The organism is Cupriavidus sp. HE11 (assembly GCF_056097175.1).
Window position 1 is genome coordinate 648,174 of record NZ_CP184465.1, and the last position, 18,748, is coordinate 666,921.

Sequence of the window (18,748 nt, forward strand, 5' to 3'; positions counted from 1 at the left end):
CCCTTGTCCGGCATGGGGGTATCACGATTTGTGATGCCCAGCCGGCAGCCGGCATCCCCGGCCGCCGCGCCACCCCGCCCATCCCCCGATGCTCAGAATCCCACGGCCTGCCCGTCGCGCCGCGAGTCCGATGCGGCGATATAGCCATGCTCGGCCTTGTAGATCAGCTGGGCCGAACCGAATTCCAGGCTGTCGTGCGGCGCCACTTCAACCCGATGGCCGCGTTCGCGCAGCACCGCCACCACATCGGCCGGCAGATGGCTTTCGACGTTGACCACCGGCCCGTGCTCCACCCGAAAGCGTGGCGCGTCGCTCATGGCCTGGGGGTTCTGGCCGAACGCGGCCAGCCGGGCCATCATCTGGACGTGACCTTGCGCCTGCATCGACCCGCCCATCACGCCGAACGACATGACCGGCGCCCCGTTGCGCGTGACAAAACCCGGAATGATCGTGTGCATCGGCTGCTTGCCCGGCGCTACGCAATTGGCGTGACCCGGTTTCAGGTTGAAGCCCTCGCCGCGGTTGTGCAGCGAAATGCCCGTGCCCGGCACCACCACGCCCGAGCCAAACCCGCGATAGTTCGACTGGATGAACGACACCATCGAGCCCCCAGCGTCAGCCGCCGTCAGGTACACGGTGCCGCCGACCTTCGGCATCCCGGCCGACGGCGTGCCCGCGCGCTTGAGGTCGATCAGCGCAGCGCGCTCGGCCAGGTAGGCCGGGTCCAGGAACGACGCGGGCGCGTGCTGCATCGTCGTCGGGTCCGACACATGGCGGTGCAGGTCGGCAAAGGCCAGTTTCATGGCCTCGATGCCGACGTGATAGAAGTCGGCGCTGTCCACGCCCATGCTTTCCAGGTCGAAGCGGTCCAGGATGCCCAGGCCGATCAGTGCCGCGATGCCTTGCCCGTTAGGCGGGATCTCATGCAGCGTGTAGCCTCGAAAGTCCTGCTTCATCGGCTCGACCCAGGCCGGCTGGTGCGCCGCCAGGTCGCCGGCACGCAGCGCGCCGCCGGTTTCCTGCGCAAACGCCACGATGCGCTCTGCCAGTTCGCCCCGGTAGAAGCTTTCGCCATCGCTCTCGGCAATCTTGCGCAGCGTGGCGGCCTGCTCGGGAAAGCGCCAGCGCTCACCGGCCTGCGGCGCGCGGCCATTGGGCATGAAGGCCTTGGCAAAGCCGGGCTGCTCACGCAGCACCGGCACCTGTGCAGCCCATTGCCGCGCGATCTGCGGCGACACCATGAAGCCCTGCTCCGCATATTCGATGGCCGGCGCAAACAACCGCGCGAACGGCAGCTTGCCGAACCGCGCCGACAACGCCTTCCAGCCCGCCACCTGGCCTGGCACCGTCACGGTGTCCCAGCCCACCGACGGCATGCGGTCACGCCCGGCGAAGTAATCGAGCGTCCAAGCCGCCGGTGCCCGGCCGCTGGAATTCAGGCCGTAGAGCTGCCCTTCGTGCCATACCAGCGTGAACATGTCGCCGCCGATGCCGTTCATGACGGGCTCCACCACCGTCAGCGCAATGGCCGTGGCAATGGCGCTGTCGATGGCGTTGCCACCTTCGTAGAGCATGCGCAGGCCGGCCTGCGCGGCCAGCGGCTGGCTGGTGCTGACGGCGTTGGAGGCCAGCAGCGGCATCTTCTGGGACGGATACGGGAAGGACCAATCGAAAGGCAACATGGGCGGAACAGGTAAGGAAGTAAGAACATGGCGCCGGCAGGCAGCGCCACGAGGTTTGCTGCGGAATCTTATTGCAGGGCGACGCCCGACTGCTTCACGAGCTTCTCGGTGCGCGGGATCTCCGCGTTGATCATCGCCGTGAAGTCGTTGACGCTGCCGCCACGCGGTTCGGCACCGGTCACGGCCAGCTTCTCGCGGAAGTCAGGCGTAGCCAGCAGCTTGTTGATCGACGTGTTGAGCTTGACCACCACGTCGGCCGGCGTACCCTTGGGCGCCACGATACCGTACCACGGTGCGATATCGTAGCCCGCGAAGCCCTGCTCTGCGATAGTGGGGATTTCAGGCGCCTGCGGCGAACGCTTTGCCGTGGACATGCCCAGCGCACGCAGCTTGCCCGCCTTCACATACGGCAGGCCGGTCATGATGGTGTCGAAGTACATCGACACCTGACCCGACAGCAGCGCAGGAATCGCCTCGCCTGCGCCCTTGTACGGCACGTGGACGATGTCGATGCCGGCGACCGCCTTGAGCATCTCGCCGGCGATATGCGACGTCGTGCCCGTGCCGAACGATGCGTACGACAGCTTGCCGGGGTTGGCCTTCGCGTAGGCCACCATCTCGGGCAGCGTCTTGAACGGCAGCGACGGATTCGACAGCAGGATATTCGGGGTGATGGCCACCACGGCAACCTTTTCGAACGCGTCCGGATCGTAGCTCAGCTTCTTGTACAGAAAGCGGTTGGTCACCATCGACGCCGGCCCCGACATCAGCAGCGTATAGCCGTCGCCCGACGCACGGGCCGCGACCTCGCTGCCGATCATCGCCGCCGCGCCGGGCCGGTTTTCCACCACGAAGCTCTGGCCGTACTCCTTGGCAAGTCCGGCGCCGAGTTGCCGCGTGATCAGGTCGGTGGCCGAACCGGCCTGGAATGGCACCACGATGCGCACTGGCTGCGTGGGCCAGTCGCGCGCGCCCTGCGCCAGCGCCATGGACGACGCCGCGATCAGGCCGACGGAAAGTAGTGCTCGGAAAGATGTGAAACGCATGTCTGTACCCTCATTGATTCGAACGATGGTCATCCGTGTGAATGCACCGGATGCCGCCGTTCCTTCCGCAATTTGCGTGCCACTGGCATCGCTGCATCGTTGACACGAGCCCCGTCCGCCCCCTTCAGTTCGATGAAGTTTGCGTGCGTGGCGCACCGGATTGGTTAGCATTTCCGATGCGCCTGCGGGCTGGTGTTGTCTCCTGGTGCCAAGGCACTATTGATGTGCCCGGCGCTCTCTCTGGATGGCTTGTTCTTTTTTTTCGCCACAGGCCCCTGGGCCCGTGGCTTCAGCTTCAGCCGACCAGCGCGCTGGACAGCACGACCAGTGCCGCATCGAACTGCGCCTGCGGAATCGTCAGCGGATACAGGAAACGGATCACGTTGCCGTAGGTGCCGCACGTCAGCAGGATCAGGCCCGCCTCCATCGCGCGCATCTGCACGCGCTTGGCATGCTCGGCACTCGGTGCGCCGGTGGCGGGGTCGACAAACTCGGCAGCGATCATCGAACCGAGGCCACGCACCTCGGCCATCGCCGGGCACTGCGCACGCAACGCTTCAAGGTGCGCCTGCAGCTGCGCGCCCAGTTGCGCGGCGCGCTCGCACAACTGCTCGTCCTCGATGGTGTCGATCACTGCATGGGCAGCGGCCACGGCTAGCGGATTGCCCGCGTACGTGCCACCGAGCCCGCCCGGCAGCGGCGCGTCCATGATCTCCGCGCGGCCGCACACGGCGGACAGCGGCATGCCGCCAGCCAGGCTCTTGGCCATCGTGATCAGGTCGGGCTGTACGTCGTGGTGCGACATGGCAAACAGCTTGCCGGTACGGCCGAAGCCAGTCTGCACCTCGTCTGCAATCAGCACGATGCCGTGGCGGTCGCAGACCGCGCGCAGGCCGCGCATGAAATCGGCAGGTGCCGGCTGGAAGCCACCCTCGCCCTGCACCGGCTCCACGATGATGGCGGCCACACGTTGCGGATCGATATCGGTCTTGAACAACATTTCCAGCGCCTGCAGCGCCTGTTCCGTGCTCACGCCATTCAGCGCGCCCGGGAACGGCGCGTGATAGATGTCCGACGGGAACGGCCCGAAGCCCACCTTGTACGGCACCACCTTGCCGGTCAGCGCCATACCCAGCAGCGTGCGGCCGTGGAAGCCACCGGCAAATGCGATGACGCCGGGCCGGCCCGTATGGGCACGCGCGATCTTGATGGCGTTTTCCACGGCTTCCGCACCGGTGGTGAACAGCGCGGTCTTGTTGAGCCCGGTGATCGGCACCAGCGCGTTGATGCGCTCGGCCAGTGACACATAGCTCAGGTACGGCACCACCTGGTATGCCGTATGGGTGAATCGTTCCAGCTGGGCGGCCACGGCCTGCATCACGCGGGGATGCCGGTGCCCGGTGTTCAGCACGGCAATGCCGGCCGCAAAGTCCGTGTAGGCGCGGCCCTCTACGTCCCACAGCGTCGCGTTCTCGGCGCGCTCGGCGTAGAAGTCGCACATCACGCCCACGCCGCGGGGCGTGGCAAGGCTGCGGCGTTGATTCAGTTCGATGTTTTTCATGGTCGGAAAGCGAAGGGGGCAGGTCGGCACCGGCAGTGGCCGCACCGGGGGTTCAGCCGGCACTGCGCAGCGATTCCGTACATTTCAATCACATTTGGCCCTACAATCCAGCGCCACTTTCATAAATTCAATGGTGCCAATTGAAATCGATCTGCGGTGACCTGCTACTCCAGCGCCTGGGGCCCGACGGCCTTGCGGCGTTTGGCAAGCCGCTGAACCGGGGGCTTTACGAGTGCATTCGCGGGGCCATTCTCGATGGCAGCCTGGCACCGGCCACCCGACTGCCACCCCAGCGCGACCTGGCGGCGGAACTGGGCCTGTCGCGCAATACGGTGATGTTCGCGTACGAACAGTTGCTGGCCGAGGGCTATCTGCGCGCCCGCACTGGCAGCGGCACGTTTGTGGCCGATACTGCGCCCGAGAGCTACCTCAACGCGACCGCCGCCACGGTGGCGGAGGCCGGCCCGCGCGAGATGCCGGGTCTGTCCGCACGCGGCCGCCGGCTGATCGAGAATGCCTCGGCATCGCCCACGCAGTGGGGTGCCTTCATGCCCGGCGTGCCGGATCTGCGCCGATTTCCACATCGGCGCTACTCCCAAATCTCGGCACGCCTGTGGCGCAATCCCCAGCCGGAATGGCTCAGCTACAGCCATGGCGGCGGTTTGCCGGCGTTGCGCGAAGCCGTGGCAACGCACTTGCGCGTGGCGCGCTCGGTGCGCTGCGACGCCGGGCAGGTGCTGATCACCGAGGGCATCCATCAGGCCATCGACCTGGTGGTTCGCCTGCTGGGCTCGCCCGGTGACCAGGCCTGGGTGGAAGAGCCCGGCTACTGGGGTATCCGCAGCGTGCTGCAGGTAGGCGATATCGGCATGGTGCCAATGCCCGTGGACGGCGACGGACTGACCCTGCCGGACACCGATGCGATTGGCGACGCTCCCCCGCCGCGCTTTGTCTTCGTGACACCCTCGCACCAGTATCCGATGGGCGCGGTCATGAGCCTGAAGCGCCGTCGCGCGCTGCTGGAGTTCGCGCGGCAGCATGGCAGCTGGATCGTCGAGGACGACTACGACAGCGAGTTCCGCTTTTCCGGACAGCCCATCCCGTCGCTGCAGGGGATGGAGCCCGATGCCCCGGTGATCTACATCGGCACGTTCAGCAAGACGCTGTATCCGGGGCTGCGCATGGGTTACCTGGTCCTGCCCCGCGCCCTGGCCGCGTCGTTCCAGACCGCGCACGCCGACCTGTATCGCGCCGGCCACCTGATGACGCAGGCGACGGTGGCCGAGTTCATGCAGGCCGGCGACTATGCCGCGCATATCCGGCGCATGCGCCCGCTCTACGCCCGGCGCCGCGCGATGCTGGCCGACCTGATCGAGCGTTACCTGGGCCCCGCCGCCCTGAACCGCCAGGGCAGCAATGCGGGCCTTCATCTGATATTGCGGCTGCCCGACGACGCGGATGACGTTGCCGTCGCAGCCACGGCACGCGAGCGGGGCATCATCGTTCGCCCGCTGTCGCGCTATTACCTGGGGCAATCCGTCCAGAAGGGCCTGCTGCTGGGCTACGCCTGCGTGCCCGAGGAACATATCGGCCCGGCCTTCGATGTGCTGCTGGGCTGTCTGCCAGGCCGCAACCGGCTGACGGGTACTTAAGCCGGCCCGCATCCACGGCAATTGCCTACAATCCAGTGGCAATACCTTGGCGGATGCCGTCCGCCCGCCGGACACAAGCGGACACTACCCTGGGGAGCAGAGCGATGGGGCTGATCGGATGGATGCGCGAGCGAGCCACGCACGCGGACGAACACGACAGGCACGCACTTGCGGAACTCGCGGAGCGCGTCACCCGCCTCAATCCCCGGCTGCGGCTGGTATCGCACTATGAGCGCCAGTTGCGACCGGCCCTGGCCCAAGCCCTGACTCACGTGCGCACGCTGGTCCACGACGTGCCCGCCGCGCGCGACGCCAGCGACCATGCATGGGGTATCGATCCCTATATCCACGCGTTTTTCGGCACCCCGCACGATGTGGCGCTGACCTTCAGCCGATCGCCCGAACTGCGCGACTTCTTTGCGGCATCGCCCGCCACGCAGGCGGCCGCCGCCGTGCTCGGCATGACCATGACCGAGCGGCGCACGCTGGGGGTGGCGCTGGAAGGCGATGTGATGCGATCGGAGGTGCCGCAGACCAATATCAGCTTCGGCGAGCACCGTGTGACGATCATCGCCGATTCGGATGCCACCCTGCGCGACGAGATCGTGCGCCGGATGTTCGATCAACTGGCGCTGGAATCCCTGGCCCTGTTTACGGCAGGCAAGTCGCGCCGTGACGAACTGGACCGCGAGCAGACCCTGCTGGAAGCGCGGCTGCGACTGTTCGAGCGTCAGGGCACCGGGATGCGGTCTGTGGTGGGCGGCGATACGCCGGTCAGCACGGCCGAGGCCGCGTCACTGCGCGAGCAGATTGCCAGCAACGAACAGGCACTCGCCCAGTTGCCTGCTGCGGCTGGCGCGCTGGAGCGGCAGCTGGAGTGCCTGACCGAAACGCTTGCGGACGCGCCTGCCCGGTTTTCGATCGCACATCGCCCGCTGCGCCTGAGCGCCACGAATGTGCTGCTGGAGCCGGACAGCACGACACCCGCCAGCGACATCGAACTGCTGACCGCCCATGTGCCGGGCGATCCGCCGCTGGTGCGCGCGTTCACGCTGGTCAACTTCGCACGTGGCGACATGGTGTCGCAGCGCGCCCTGCTGGACGAAGCGGAACGCTATCTCTGAAGGCCCCGCAACCAATAGCCGCTACAGCGCCACCGGGCTGGCGCTGGCGTCATTGACGGTCTCGGGCACGAAGCGCCCCAGCACGTGGCCTGACATGCCCTTGGCAAGTTCCTCTTCGCCATAGAACACGGTGCCGAGCCCTTCCTTGCGCAGCAGCTTCGATTCGTCCTCGCTATGGGTGCGCAAGACCACCTCGACATGCGGATTGAGCGTCCGGGCGGTCTCCACCATCTGCCGCACGTACAACGGCTCGGGCACGGCCACAACCAGCATCGCGGCATGGGCGATATGCGCCTGGATCAGCACGGCCGGATCGGCCGCATTGCCGGACACCGCCGCAAAGCCGGCCTTGCGCAGTCCTTCCACCAGTTCGCGGTTCTCGTCGGCAATCACGAACGGAATGCCGCGCTCCTGCATCGCCTTGGCGATCCGGCGCCCGACGCGCCCGTAACCGACCAGCACCACCTGGCCCTGCAGATACTTGCGCTCGGTGGTGACAGGCAGTTCGGCATACGGATCGCCACGCTGTTCGAGGTTGCGCGCAATTGCCGAACGCGCCAGGATCCAGCGCCGCACCGGCTCCAGCGCCGCGAACAGCAACGGATTCAGGGCGATGGAGATCAGCGCGCCGGCCAGGATCAGGCTCATGCCCTCTGCCGGCAACAGGCCGAGCGTCACACCGAGCCCGGCCAGGATGAACGAGAACTCGCCAATCTGCGCCAGGCTGGCCGACACCGTCAGCGCCGTATTGAGCGGGTAGCGGAACGCCAGCACCAGCGCGAACGCGGCCAGCGACTTGCCCACCACGATCACGGCCACCACCGCCAGCACGTGCAGCGGCTGCTCCACCAGGATCTCCGGCTTGAACAGCATGCCGACGGAAACGAAGAACAGCACCGAGAATGCATCGCGCAGCGGCAGCGATTCTTCGGCCGCGCGATGACTGAACTGCGATTCACGCATCACCATGCCGGCAAAGAAGGCGCCGAGCGCAAACGACACGCTGAAGATCTCGGCCGCACCGAAAGCAATGCCGATTGCCACCGCCACCACGGCCAGCGTGAACAGCTCGCGCGAGCCGGTCTTGGCGACCTGCCACAGCAACCACGGTAGCACCCGACGCCCTGCAATCAGCATCAGCGCGATAAAGGCCACCACTTGCAGCAGCGTCTGGAACACCGTCATGCCGATCGACTGCGACGCCTGTGCTTCCGCATTCACGGTCCCGCCCAGCAGCCCGGCCAGCGGCGGCAGCAACACGAGCACCAGCACTGTCGCCAGATCCTCCACCACCAGCCAGCCCACCGCGATACGGCCATTCATGGTTTCGAGCACGCCCCGGCTTTCCAGCGCCTTCAGCAGCACCACCGTACTGGCGCAAGACAGCGACAGCCCGAAGATCAGCCCGGTGCCCCAGTGCCAGCCCCAGCCCCAGCCGATGGCCATGCCCAGCAACGTGGCGATCCCCATCTGCACCACCGCGCCGGGTATGGCGATGCGCTTGACGGCCAGCAGATCGCTCAACGAGAAATGCAGCCCCACGCCGAACATCAGCAGCATCACGCCGATCTCGGAAAGCTGGGCAGCCAGATGGACGTCCGCGACAAAGCCGGGCGTGCCGGGACCAATGATGATGCCCGACACGAGGTAGCCGACCAGCGCCGGTATCTTCATGCGCTCCGCGAGGAATCCGAGCACAAGCGCGATACCAAAGCCTGCGGCGAGCGTGGTGATGAGGGTCAGGTTGTGATCCATGGGTCTGGGGCGTCTGGGGAGGTCTGCGGCAAAGGGGCGTCCACGAATTGTAACTGCCATGCCGGCATCGCATCGCGAGCGTTTGCCTGGCATGCGTGACCCGCCCCTGGGGCACGGCAAGGCCGCCACGGGGGTATTGGCGCGGTCGGGCTACCGGGCGCCAGGTTCGCCGTTCTCGATGATCGGCCGCAGCAACGTGAAGTCGTTGGGATAGAAAGGCGGCACCGACGAAGGGCTTTTCTTGCGCGCCACCTCCACAAACGGACGGTCAGCCTCGATATCAAGCATCAGGTCGAAGCGTTTGACGCCGGCAGCCTTGGCGCGTTCCACATCGCGCTCACTCTTGGCGCGATAGGCGATGGTCCGCATCAGCAGGTCATAGAGCAGCCGGGGCCGGCGCTCGACTGCCAGCTCTGCATCGTGGCGGCGTCTTGCCAGCACCGCCTGCCACAGTGCGGAGTCTTCCAGGCCGGCGGTGTGCTCCACCAGCGCAACCAGTTGCACCTTGCCGGTGCGCGGCGAATACTCGACACGCTGGGCATCCAGGAACGCGCGGATATCCCCTACACGCTGGCCCAGCAGTTCCTCGGTCCGGGTCTTGGCCTTCTGGGGCTGGTCGATGTCGGTCCAGTGCGACGGGAAGGCGCCCATCTCGGTGAAAAGCGCCGCCCAGTCGTCGTACTCGGTCCAGGTCCACTCGCGCCCCCTGAAATACCCCGAATACACCTGCTCGAAATAGCCGGCCATGTTCAGGCCGTCGGAACCACTGCGCTTGACGATGGCAAGGATCTCGGCGGCGTCGGCATGGGAGATGCCAACCACGCTCTCCATCACGCGATTGAATACGCGCTCATAGGAACTGGTTGTATCCTGAACATACAGTGCAGGCGGCGCAGCCGTCGGCGCCGGCGCCGGCCTGGCTTCGGCCGGGCCGCGTCGGGCCTTGCGAAAGAATTTGAATACTCCCACTTTTCTTATGTGTGCCACTGGCAACACTATATCGGTTGATCCGTGACATTTTTGCATATCTGCAAGAAAAGCGAGGTGGCAATGCGATCTGCCGATGGTCGGGCCGGGCAAGCGGGGCTCTCCCTGTTCCAGCGCGCGTTGGCAGCCCTGATGCTCGCCAGCGGGGGCCTGTACCCAGCCAGCGCGCCAGCCATGGAATTCCGCATCTACCACCAGCCCGAGCTGAATCGCAGGATGGTGATTGGCGAGGGTCGCATCGAGGATGGTGACGCCGGCAAGTTCCAGGCGGTGGCCAGGATCGCCGACCGCGACGACGAAGGCCTGGTCACGCTGATCCTGGACAGCCCGGGCGGCAACGTGGAGGCTGCCTTCCGGCTCGTGGACACCATGGACAAGGTTCGTGTCTACACCGTGGTGCCGGACGGTGCCCGGTGCGCTTCGGCATGCGCGTCGATCATCTTTGCCTCGGGAGAACGCCGCAGCATCCTGGGATCCGGACTGCTGGGGTTCCATAGTTGCTACAAGCGCCAGGGCACTGCGCTGCTGTCAGATTCCCTGTGCAACGAAATCGTCGCGGCGAACGCCATGCAGCGGGGCGTCACCCATGCCGCCATCAACCGCTTCGTGGCGGACCATGGCGCGCATGACATGGCCTGGGTGGGCCGCAACGCGGTATGCCGGTCGCTGCAAGGACTCTGCAAGCCGGGGCGCATCGAAAACAGGACCGACACCCACGCGGCGCTGACGCGCAGCTTCGATTGCAGCCGGCTCACGTCCATGGCGTCGCAACTGGTATGCGGCGATGCCGATCTGGCGCGCGCCGACAAGGAGCTTGCCGATCTGTACGGCCGCAAGCTTGCGTCCACCGCCAACAAGACGCGCATCAAGGACGACCAGCGCGCCTGGATGCGCGACGAACGCAACCGGTGCAGCGACAAGAGCTGCCTGCAGCGCGCCTATCGCAGCCGGATCGAGGCGCTGAAACGGGCGTAGGCGCCGCGTAATCGGGCGCTGGTGGGCGCTGGCGGGCGGGCGATCTGCCCCCGCCGCGTCAGAGTCCACCTAGTACTTGATATCGCGCGCGGCCTCCCGGCCGCCCTGCTTGGTCTGCCGCTTGTCCTGCCGGCATGCCGAATTGCTCTTCTGGTCAGCGGCGCGGCAGTCCTGCTTGGTCTCGCGCGCACCCTGCCGCGTATCCTGGCGCACGTCGCGGCCCTGGCGGCGTTGCTGGGCCTGCTCGGTGCTCCACGCCGGGGCCGTGGGCAGCGCGACCAGCAGCGCCAGCCCGGCCAGCACGCATGCCCTGGCATGCCGGTTTGTCCGGGCTTTCCCCGGGAATCTTGCTTTCAGCATCTCGGTTGCCTCGTAGGAAGTGAAGAATCGATGCCCTGGCGGTCATGGCTTGCGCAATGCTTCCAGTGCCTCGGGCCGGATCAGTTCCAGCCCGCGTGCCGCGTTGAACCCGTGGATCTCCTTGACATCGAGCTTGCGCATGAACGCGATGGTTTCCGGCGTGATCACCTGGCCGGGCACCATGATCGGAAAGCCCGGCGGATAGGGAATCACGAACTTGGCCGACACCAGTTCCGGCCCGTCGGCCAGCCGCTGGTCGATCTGCGGATCGTTGAGCTTGATGTACTCGCAGCATTCGGGCCGGTAGGCCAGGTAATACGCGGTACGCATATCCCCTTCAGGCGTTGCGCTCCGGCTGTCGAGCCGCAACGCGTTATGGAAGCGGCTGAAGTTCGGCAGGTCGGGCACGTCTTCCACCAACGCCTTGACGCGCGCGGCAAACGTTGCGCGTTCGTTCTCGCCGCCCTCTTCCAGCCGGCGGTCGATGTCGCGCGACAGGTCGGCCAGTGCCTTGATCAGATGCGCCAGGTCGCTGCGCGTGTTGTTGATGTTGATCTGCACCAGCACGCTGTTGCGCGACGTCTTGTTGATCTGGATATCGTACTTTTCGGCCAGCAGCCCCTTGAACTGGGTGCCGTCGTAGCCGGCGTTGCCGCACAGCAGCGTGATGCGGGTGGGATCGAGGAAGAACTCGTCCTCGCGCATGGCCTGCGCGGTATCCGCCAGCGTCTTGCCCGGCATCGCATAGTCGGCATACCCCGAGACCCGGTACACCTCGGGAATCATCTCGGCCGGGGTGGCCGCGCGGAAGTACTTCGAGATCAGCGGATGTTCGTTGATCTCCTGGCGCATTTCAATGGCCAGTTGCAGCGCGCGCTGCACCAGCTCATAGCCTTCCAGTTCCATCTGACGCCGCGCCAGGTCGATCGACGCGATGATCTGCAGGTTCGGCGACGTCGAGGTATGGGTGAAGAATGCCTCCTTGAACGGCGCCTCGACCTTGTGGAAGTCCTGGTCGGCCACAACGACGATCGATCCCTGCCGCAGCGCCGACATCGACTTGTGAATCGAATCGGTCTCGTACACGCGCACGCGCGTCACGTCCGGGTCAGGCAGCAGCGGCATGTCCAGCAGGCGGGCGTCCGTATCGGGAATATCCTTTACCGATGCCTTGAACGCCTCGTACTGCTCGCGGTAGGCCGGGTCATGCATCATCTTGCGCACCTTGTACGCGGCACCCATGGCGGTGCGCATGCGCAGCAGCGGCGAGAACCGCGCGTAGCCAAACCACGCCTCGTCCCACAGGAAGATCAGGTCCGGCTTGATCGCCAGGCACTCCAGCATGGTGCGTCGCACGTTGGCGATATGGCCGTCGAACGTGCAGTTGGTCAGCACCAGCATTCTTGCGCGATCCAGCTTGCCTTCGGCCTTCAACGCCAGCAGCGCCTGCTTGATGGGGCGGATCGCCAGGCTGCCGTACATCGAATACTGGGTCAGCGGATAGGCATCGATGTAAAGCGGCAGCGCGCCCGCCAGCACGATGCCGTAATGGTGCGACTTGTGGCAGTCGCGGTCGATCAGCACGATATCGCCCGGCGACAGCAACGCCTGGTGGACGATCTTGTTGGCCGTGGACGTGCCATTGGTCACGAAGAAGCTGCGGTCGCCGCCGAACGCGCGCGCGGCCTTTTCCTGCGCCCGCTTGATGTTGCCGGTTGGCTCCAGAAGGCTGTCCAGGCCGCCGGTCGTGGCCGACGATTCCGCCAGGAACAGGTTGGCGCCATAGAACTCGCCCATGTCGCGAATCCAGTTCGACTTGAAGATCGACTTGCCGCGCGCCACGGGCAGCGCATGGAACGTGCCGATCGGCTTCTGCGCATAGTGCTTCAGGTTGTCGAAGTACGGAGTCTCGTAGCGGTCCTTCACGCCCTCCTGGATCGCCAGGTGGATTTCCATCGGTTCCTCGGCCCCGTAGAAGATGCGCCGTATCGGCGCTGCCTCTTCCGATCCCGCCAGATGGCCGACGTCACGGTCGGTGGACAGGTACACGTCCAGCTCTGGCCGCAGCCGCCGTATCACGCGTGCCAGCGTTGCACCGGTATCGCCAGCACCCGCATCGGTGCCCACCGGCGTGTTGCGCGTAATGATCTCGCGCAGGGCGGGCGACGTGAACTGCGAGGCAAACACAAAGCCGTCGACAATCACCACCGCTTGCAGGTTGTAGTTGAAGATGGCGGCCAGCAAGGCATCCTCGAAGCTGCCGACCACGACGGTCTCGCACACGAACTGGTCGTCCTCGCGCCGCAGCCGCCGGAATGACGCGCGCAGGTCGTCCCACGTGGACGGCTCGCCTGCGGCAACGATCAGCACTTCAAAATACGGCTTGCGGCTTTGCCCCCTGCCGATCGACGGCGGCAGGAATTCCGGTAGCCGCGTCTCGCCCTCCTCCTCGACCAGCCACGCTTCGTGGCCGTCACGGTAGCTGTTGGACAGCAACGCGGTGCTGATGCGGCCCACCAGCCGCGCCAGCGCGTTCCAGTCCCGCTCGGCGAACCGGGCCTCCACCTGCGCGAAGATCTGTGTGCCCGGATAGCCATTCAGTTGCTCCAGCGGCCGCAACTCCTCCAGCACGTCGCGACACGGACCCACCCACGAGTCCACCTGTTGCGGCGCCGCAGCCAGCGACTTCGCCAGCCGGTGCAGCGTACGCCAGCGGTCGATCCGGCCTTCGGATGCGGCCAGGAACTGGTGAAGGTCCCGCTTCGATGTCTGCTGGTCCACTTCCATGTTCTGTCTCCGGAAAATCGGCGTCGTGGCCGGGATTCTTGCGCGCAAATGCCTGCGTGACGGCGATGCAGTCAATCAGAGAATTTGGCAGTCGGCGCCCTTTTTTCCATTGGACCTTGGCCTAATCCTGCCCGCAAATGCCGGGCGAATCCCCTTCCAGTAGCCCTTTGGCCCAATTGAGCACACACGCTATGCAGACTAGGTTGTGTATCTGGGAATAGTGCGCGGCACCTGCGCGTGATTTTTCCGAATCACCAAGGTGCCCATCCATCACGCGGCTTGCGATAAGCGCCCCCGAGGGCTGCCGTTTTCGCGCCGCAACATTCGACCGAACCGGAGACACACGATGAGCAAGCGGGATACCTCCAAGCTGGCCAGCCTTTCGCCATTCGAGCTGAAGGACGAGCTGATCAAACTAGCCGGCAGTGTGTCCAACCGGCTCATGCTCAATGCCGGCCGCGGCAATCCGAACTTCCTGGCTACCGTGCCGCGTCACGGGTTCTGGCAGCTTGGCCTGTTCGCCATGCGCGAATCGGAGCGGTCGTTTTCCTATCTGCCCGAGGGCGTCGGCGGCTTTCCTCGCCGTGCCGGCATCGAGGAACGCTTCGATCTCTTTGCGCGCGAGCATCACGATGTGCCAGGCGTCCGCTTCCTGGCTGGCGCCGTCTCCTACGTGCGCGACCAGCTTGGGCTCGATGGCGGCGATTTCCTCTACGAGATGTGCGAAGGCATCCTGGCCTGCAATTACCCGGTACCCGACCGCATGCTCCGGTTGACGGAAAAGATCGTCAAGCAATACATCCGCCGGGAAATGATCGGCAAGCATCCGTTCCTTGGGGATTTCGATCTCTATGCCGTGGAAGGCGGTACCGCGGCCATGACCTATCTGTTCAATTCCATGCGGGTCAATCACCTGCTCAAGGCCGGCGACACGATTGCGCTGGGCATGCCGATCTTCACGCCGTATATCGAAATTCCTGAATTGTCCGAATATCACCTGACGGAATTGTCGATCGATGCAGACCCGGCCGATGGCTGGCAATACTCGAAAAAGGAACTCGACAAGCTGCGCGATCCCAAGGTCAAGGCGTTCTTCCTGGTCAACCCCAGCAATCCGCCGTCGGTCAAGGTCAGCGACGAAAGCCTGAAATACATCGCCGAGATCGTAAAGGAGCGTCCGGACCTGATCATCCTGACCGATGACGTCTACGGCACGTTCGCCGACAACTTCGTGTCGTTGTTCGCCATGTGCCCGCGCAACACCATCCTGGTCTACTCGTACTCGAAGTATTTCGGCGCCACCGGCTGGCGGCTGGGCGTGATTGCCACGCACAAGACGAACCTGTTCGACGAAAAGCTCGCCAACCTGCCCAAGGACGAACGCGCCGGCCTGAACAAGCGCTATTCGTCGATCACCACCGACCCGGAGAAGCTCCAGTTCATCGACCGCATCGTGGCCGACAGCCGCACCGTGGCCCTCAACCACACCGCGGGCCTCTCCACGCCGCAGCAGGTGCAGATGGTGCTGTTCTCGCTGTTCTCCCTCATGGATACCGCCGAAAGCTACAAGAAAGCGATGAAGCGACTGATCCGCAGCCGCAAGGCCGCCCTGTACCGTGGCATAGGCGCACCGATGGCCGAGGTCGACGAGAACGTCGTCGACTACTACACCCTGCTCGACGTGGAACAGATGAGCCGCGAGGTGGGGCCGGAGTTCGTCAAGTGGCTGCTCGAATCGATCCAGCCGCACGAACTGCTGTTCCGGCTGGCCGAAGAGGCAGGCGTGGTGCTGCTGCCCGGCGGCGGCTTTGGCACGCGGCATCCGTCGGGTCGCGTGTCGCTGGCGAACCTCAACGAAGAGGACTACGTCAAGATCGGCCGCTCGGTCCGCAAGCTGCGCGACGAGTACCTGGAGCGCTATCGCGAGACCGAAGGCGGCAAGGAGACCAAGTCGAAGAAGAAGTAATCGCGGTCACCGCGACCAGCCAGTCTCGCCGCAAACGCTGAGGTCCGATAACAGGAGGCAAACATGACCTGGTTTGTTGATACGCTCAAGGCCTACCCGGAGATCGCCATCTTCCTGGCGCTGGGGATTGGCTACTGGGTGGGCGGAAAGAGCTTCAAGGGCTTCAGCCTTGGAGCCGTGACGTCCACCCTGCTGGTAGCCATCGTTATCGGCATCCTCGGCGTGAAGATCTCCGCGAACGTGAAGTCGGTCTTCTTCCTGATGTTCCTGTTCGCGGTTGGCTACGGGGTGGGTCCGCAGTTCGTGCGCGGCATCGCCAAGGACGGGGTACCGCAAGCGATCTTCGCAGTGATCCTGGCGGTGCTCTCGCTGGGGGCGTCGGTGGTGGCGGCCATGGTCGCCGGCTACGACCTCGGTTCTGCCGCCGGCCTGTTCGCCGGCTCGCAGACCATCTCGGCGTCGATGGGACTGGCCACCGATGCCATCAACCGGCTGGGGCGCTCGCCGGAAGAGACCAAGATGCTGCTGGACGGCATGCCAATCGCCTATGCGGTGACGTACATCTTCGGTACCGTCGGGTCGGCCATCATCCTGGCCCAGATCGGGCCCAAGCTGCTGGGCATCGACCTGGTGGCCGCGTGCAAGGAGTACGAGCAGATGCTGGGGGCCGGCTCATCGGCTGGCGGGGGCACCGAATGGCATGATTTCGAGGTGCGCGCCTACTCCGTCGCGCCCGACAGCCAGTTCATCGGCAAGTCGGTCGGCGAGCTTGAAGCGGGTACGCACGACGGCGTGCGGGCCTTTATCGAGCGCATCCGGCGCAACGGCAAGATCATCGAGGTTGACCAGCACACGCTGATCGAGCCCGGCGATGTGGTAGCCATTGGGGGCAAGCGCGACCAGATGATCCTGCGCCTGGGCCCGAGCGGCCGCGAGGTCGAAGACACCGAGCTGCTCAATATCCAGACCGAAGGCGTCGACGTCTACATCACCAACAAGGAAGTGGACGGCAAGCCGCTGCAGGAACTGGCGCGCTGGCCTGGCGCGCGGGGTGTGTTCCTCAAGAAGATCAAGCGCGGCCCGACCGAGACCGTGATTCCGGTACTGCCCAAGACCCAGCTCTATCGCGGCGACGTGCTTACGCTGGTGGGCCGCACGCAGGATATCAATGCCACGGCCAAGCAACTCGGCTACGTGGACCGCCCCACCACGGTCACCGACGTCGCCTTTGTCTCGCTGGCGATTACGGTCGGCGCGCTGATCGGTGCCATCGTGATCCATGTGTCGGGCATTCCGCTGACCATTTCGACGGCGGGCGGTTCGCTGATCGCCGGCATCATCTTCGGCTGGTTCCGGGCAATTCATCCCACGTTCGGCCGCATTCCCGAGCCGACGCTCTGGTTCATGAACTCGGTCGGCCTGAACGTATTCATCGCGGTGGTGGGCATCTCGGCGGGGCCCGGCTTCATCGCCGGCCTGCAGAAACTGGGCGTGAGCCTGTTCCTGTGGGGCATCTTCGCCACCGCCGTGCCGCTGATCATCGGCATGTTCCTGGCGAAGTTCGTGTTCCGCTTCCACCCGGCGCTGATCCTGGGCATCTGTGCCGGGGCGCGCACCACCACGGCGGCGCTGGGGATGGTCTGCGAAGCGGCCAAGAGCCAGGTGCCCGGACTGGGCTATACCGTCACCTACGCGGTGGGCAACACGCTTTTGACCATCTGGGGGATGGTGGTGATCATGATCCTGTCCTGATGAACTGGCTTCTGGTCTTTGTTCCTGTTTCGATTGCAATCGAAATATTTGCCGCCGACCGCCACCTCCTGATCTTTGCCGTCTCGGCCCTGGCTATCCTGCCGCTTGCCGGCAGGATGGGCCACGCCACCGAGCAACTGGCGGAGCATCTGGGAGAAGGTGTCGGCGGGCTGCTCAATGCGACGTTCGGCAACGCCGCCGAACTGATCATCGCGCTGGCGGCACTGCAGGCCGGGCTGCACGAGGTGGTGGAAGCGTCCATCGTCGGCTCGATCGTCGGCAACATGCTGCTGGTGTTCGGTGCCGCCATGCTGACCGGCGGCATTCGCCACCACGAACAGCAGTTCAACCCGCGCGGCGCGCGGTCGCAGGCGACGATGCTGATTCTCTCGGCCGTTGCCCTGATCCTGCCGGCCACGTTCGAAGCCGTGGAAGGCGCCACGGTGTCCCTGCACCGGCTCAGCATTTCGATCTCGGTGGCCCTGCTGGCCGTCTACGCGCTCTACCTGGTGTTCTCGCTCATCACGCATCCGGCACTATTCCGCGCCGCCCCTGCGCCGGCTGCGGCCGGCACCGAACCGCAGCCCGATACACCCGCGCCCCGGGCATCGATAGGCCGGCCCATCGCCATGCTGGTGGTCGCCACGGCCGGCACCGCATGGATGAGCGAGATCATGGTCGGTGCCCTGGCGCCCATGATGCAGCAGTACCACCTGAGCGACATCTTCGTGGGGGCGTTCGTGGTGGCGATACTGGGCAATGCCGCCGAGCACGCCACCGCCATCACGGCCGCGCTGAACAACCGCATGGACCTGTCATTCTCGATCGCGGTAGGCTCCAGCGTGCAGGTTGCCCTGTTCGTGGCACCGGTACTGGTGCTTGCCAGCCTTGTCATCGGGCCTTCGCCGATGGACCTGGCGTTCCGCCCGGCCCTGGTGCTGATCGTGGCCCTTTCCGTGCTGGTCACCGCCCAGATGGCAAACGATGGCCACGCCGACTGGTTCAAGGGCGTACAACTGCTGGTGGTCTACTTCACGCTGGCGCTGACGTTCTTCTTCCTGCCGCACTAGCGCCGGGCATCACCAGCCTGACGTGTCAAGC

The 18,748-nt window shown here is 65.2% G+C and carries 13 protein-coding genes; 6 read left to right on the forward strand and 7 right to left on the reverse strand.

Annotated features, from left to right (window positions below; translation table 11 throughout):
* Window positions 1–92 precede the first annotated feature (92 nt).
* From ACOABP_RS20395 to ACOABP_RS20405, 3 genes are all read right to left on the reverse strand, one after another.
* Entirely contained in the window at window positions 93–1,682 is a 1,590-nt protein-coding gene (locus tag ACOABP_RS20395) for a gamma-glutamyltransferase family protein (RefSeq protein WP_474229857.1), read from the reverse strand.
* Window positions 1,683–1,750: 68 nt separating this feature from the next.
* Window positions 1,751–2,728, reverse strand: a complete 978-nt coding sequence (locus ACOABP_RS20400; protein ID WP_474229858.1) for a Bug family tripartite tricarboxylate transporter substrate binding protein — start codon at window positions 2,726–2,728, stop codon at window positions 1,751–1,753.
* Between the two features lie 295 nt (window positions 2,729–3,023).
* The gene (locus tag ACOABP_RS20405) at window positions 3,024–4,289 is read right to left on the reverse strand and encodes a 4-aminobutyrate--2-oxoglutarate transaminase (protein ID WP_474229859.1); all 1,266 of its coding nucleotides are present in this window, start codon (window positions 4,287–4,289) and stop codon (window positions 3,024–3,026) included.
* A 140-nt stretch (window positions 4,290–4,429) separates the two neighbouring features.
* On the opposite strand from ACOABP_RS20405, the gene pdxR reads away from it, so the two are divergent.
* The gene (gene pdxR, locus ACOABP_RS20410) at window positions 4,430–5,941 is read left to right on the forward strand and encodes a MocR-like pyridoxine biosynthesis transcription factor PdxR (protein WP_474229861.1); all 1,512 of its coding nucleotides are present in this window, start codon (window positions 4,430–4,432) and stop codon (window positions 5,939–5,941) included.
* 104 nt (window positions 5,942–6,045) lie between these two features.
* The gene (locus ACOABP_RS20415; RefSeq protein WP_474229862.1) at window positions 6,046–7,065 is read left to right on the forward strand and encodes a hypothetical protein; all 1,020 of its coding nucleotides are present in this window, start codon (window positions 6,046–6,048) and stop codon (window positions 7,063–7,065) included.
* 21 nt (window positions 7,066–7,086) lie between these two features.
* Here ACOABP_RS20415 and ACOABP_RS20420 read toward each other — a convergent pair whose 3' ends face one another.
* Both ACOABP_RS20420 and ACOABP_RS20425 read right to left on the reverse strand, forming a co-directional pair.
* Window positions 7,087–8,820 carry a cation:proton antiporter domain-containing protein gene (locus tag ACOABP_RS20420; protein ID WP_474229863.1) on the reverse strand — a complete coding sequence of 578 codons (1,734 nt, stop codon included), beginning with the start codon at window positions 8,818–8,820 and terminating at the stop codon, window positions 7,087–7,089.
* A 150-nt stretch (window positions 8,821–8,970) separates the two neighbouring features.
* Window positions 8,971–9,651 carry a hypothetical protein gene (locus tag ACOABP_RS20425; RefSeq protein WP_474229864.1) on the reverse strand — a complete coding sequence of 227 codons (681 nt, stop codon included), beginning with the start codon at window positions 9,649–9,651 and terminating at the stop codon, window positions 8,971–8,973.
* A gap of 219 nt (window positions 9,652–9,870) precedes the next feature.
* On the opposite strand from ACOABP_RS20425, the gene ACOABP_RS20430 reads away from it, so the two are divergent.
* Window positions 9,871–10,782 (forward strand): ATP-dependent Clp protease proteolytic subunit, encoded by a 912-nt coding sequence (locus tag ACOABP_RS20430; RefSeq protein ID WP_474230464.1) that lies wholly within the window; start codon window positions 9,871–9,873, stop codon window positions 10,780–10,782.
* 69 nt (window positions 10,783–10,851) lie between these two features.
* Here the strand turns inward: ACOABP_RS20430 and ACOABP_RS20435 are convergent, their stop codons facing one another.
* Window positions 10,852–11,142, reverse strand: a complete 291-nt coding sequence (locus ACOABP_RS20435) for a hypothetical protein (protein ID WP_474229865.1) — start codon at window positions 11,140–11,142, stop codon at window positions 10,852–10,854.
* Between the two features lie 42 nt (window positions 11,143–11,184).
* Window positions 11,185–13,929 carry a decarboxylase gene (locus ACOABP_RS20440; RefSeq protein ID WP_474229866.1) on the reverse strand — a complete coding sequence of 915 codons (2,745 nt, stop codon included), beginning with the start codon at window positions 13,927–13,929 and terminating at the stop codon, window positions 11,185–11,187.
* 346 nt (window positions 13,930–14,275) lie between these two features.
* Between ACOABP_RS20440 and ACOABP_RS20445 the strand changes: the two genes are divergently transcribed.
* The 3 genes from ACOABP_RS20445 (at window position 14,276) to cax (ending at window position 18,717) form a co-directional block, all read left to right on the forward strand.
* The gene (locus ACOABP_RS20445; protein ID WP_474229867.1) at window positions 14,276–15,895 is read left to right on the forward strand and encodes a bifunctional aspartate transaminase/aspartate 4-decarboxylase; all 1,620 of its coding nucleotides are present in this window, start codon (window positions 14,276–14,278) and stop codon (window positions 15,893–15,895) included.
* Between the two features lie 63 nt (window positions 15,896–15,958).
* The gene (gene aspT / locus ACOABP_RS20450) at window positions 15,959–17,647 is read left to right on the forward strand and encodes an aspartate-alanine antiporter (RefSeq protein ID WP_474229869.1); all 1,689 of its coding nucleotides are present in this window, start codon (window positions 15,959–15,961) and stop codon (window positions 17,645–17,647) included.
* Window positions 17,647–18,717 (forward strand): calcium/proton exchanger, encoded by a 1,071-nt coding sequence (gene cax / locus ACOABP_RS20455; protein ID WP_474229870.1) that lies wholly within the window; start codon window positions 17,647–17,649, stop codon window positions 18,715–18,717. Before aspT ends, cax begins: the two co-directional genes overlap by 1 nt.
* Window positions 18,718–18,748 lie beyond the last annotated feature (31 nt).

Coding starts and splice junctions, on each gene's coding strand:
- ACOABP_RS20425 (WP_474229864.1), bottom strand. CDS start 9,651: ATGGAGAGCGTGGTTGGCATCTCCCATGCCGACGCCGCCGAGATCCTT.
- ACOABP_RS20395 (WP_474229857.1), bottom strand. CDS start 1,682: ATGTTGCCTTTCGATTGGTCCTTCCCGTATCCGTCCCAGAAGATGCCG.
- ACOABP_RS20430 (WP_474230464.1), top strand. CDS start 9,871: ATGCGATCTGCCGATGGTCGGGCCGGGCAAGCGGGGCTCTCCCTGTTC.
- ACOABP_RS20435 (WP_474229865.1), bottom strand. CDS start 11,142: ATGCTGAAAGCAAGATTCCCGGGGAAAGCCCGGACAAACCGGCATGCC.
- aspT (WP_474229869.1), top strand. CDS start 15,959: ATGACCTGGTTTGTTGATACGCTCAAGGCCTACCCGGAGATCGCCATC.
- ACOABP_RS20420 (WP_474229863.1), bottom strand. CDS start 8,820: ATGGATCACAACCTGACCCTCATCACCACGCTCGCCGCAGGCTTTGGT.
- cax (WP_474229870.1), top strand. CDS start 17,647: ATGAACTGGCTTCTGGTCTTTGTTCCTGTTTCGATTGCAATCGAAATA.
- ACOABP_RS20400 (WP_474229858.1), bottom strand. CDS start 2,728: ATGCGTTTCACATCTTTCCGAGCACTACTTTCCGTCGGCCTGATCGCG.
- ACOABP_RS20415 (WP_474229862.1), top strand. CDS start 6,046: ATGGGGCTGATCGGATGGATGCGCGAGCGAGCCACGCACGCGGACGAA.
- ACOABP_RS20445 (WP_474229867.1), top strand. CDS start 14,276: ATGAGCAAGCGGGATACCTCCAAGCTGGCCAGCCTTTCGCCATTCGAG.
- ACOABP_RS20405 (WP_474229859.1), bottom strand. CDS start 4,289: ATGAAAAACATCGAACTGAATCAACGCCGCAGCCTTGCCACGCCCCGC.
- ACOABP_RS20440 (WP_474229866.1), bottom strand. CDS start 13,929: ATGGAAGTGGACCAGCAGACATCGAAGCGGGACCTTCACCAGTTCCTG.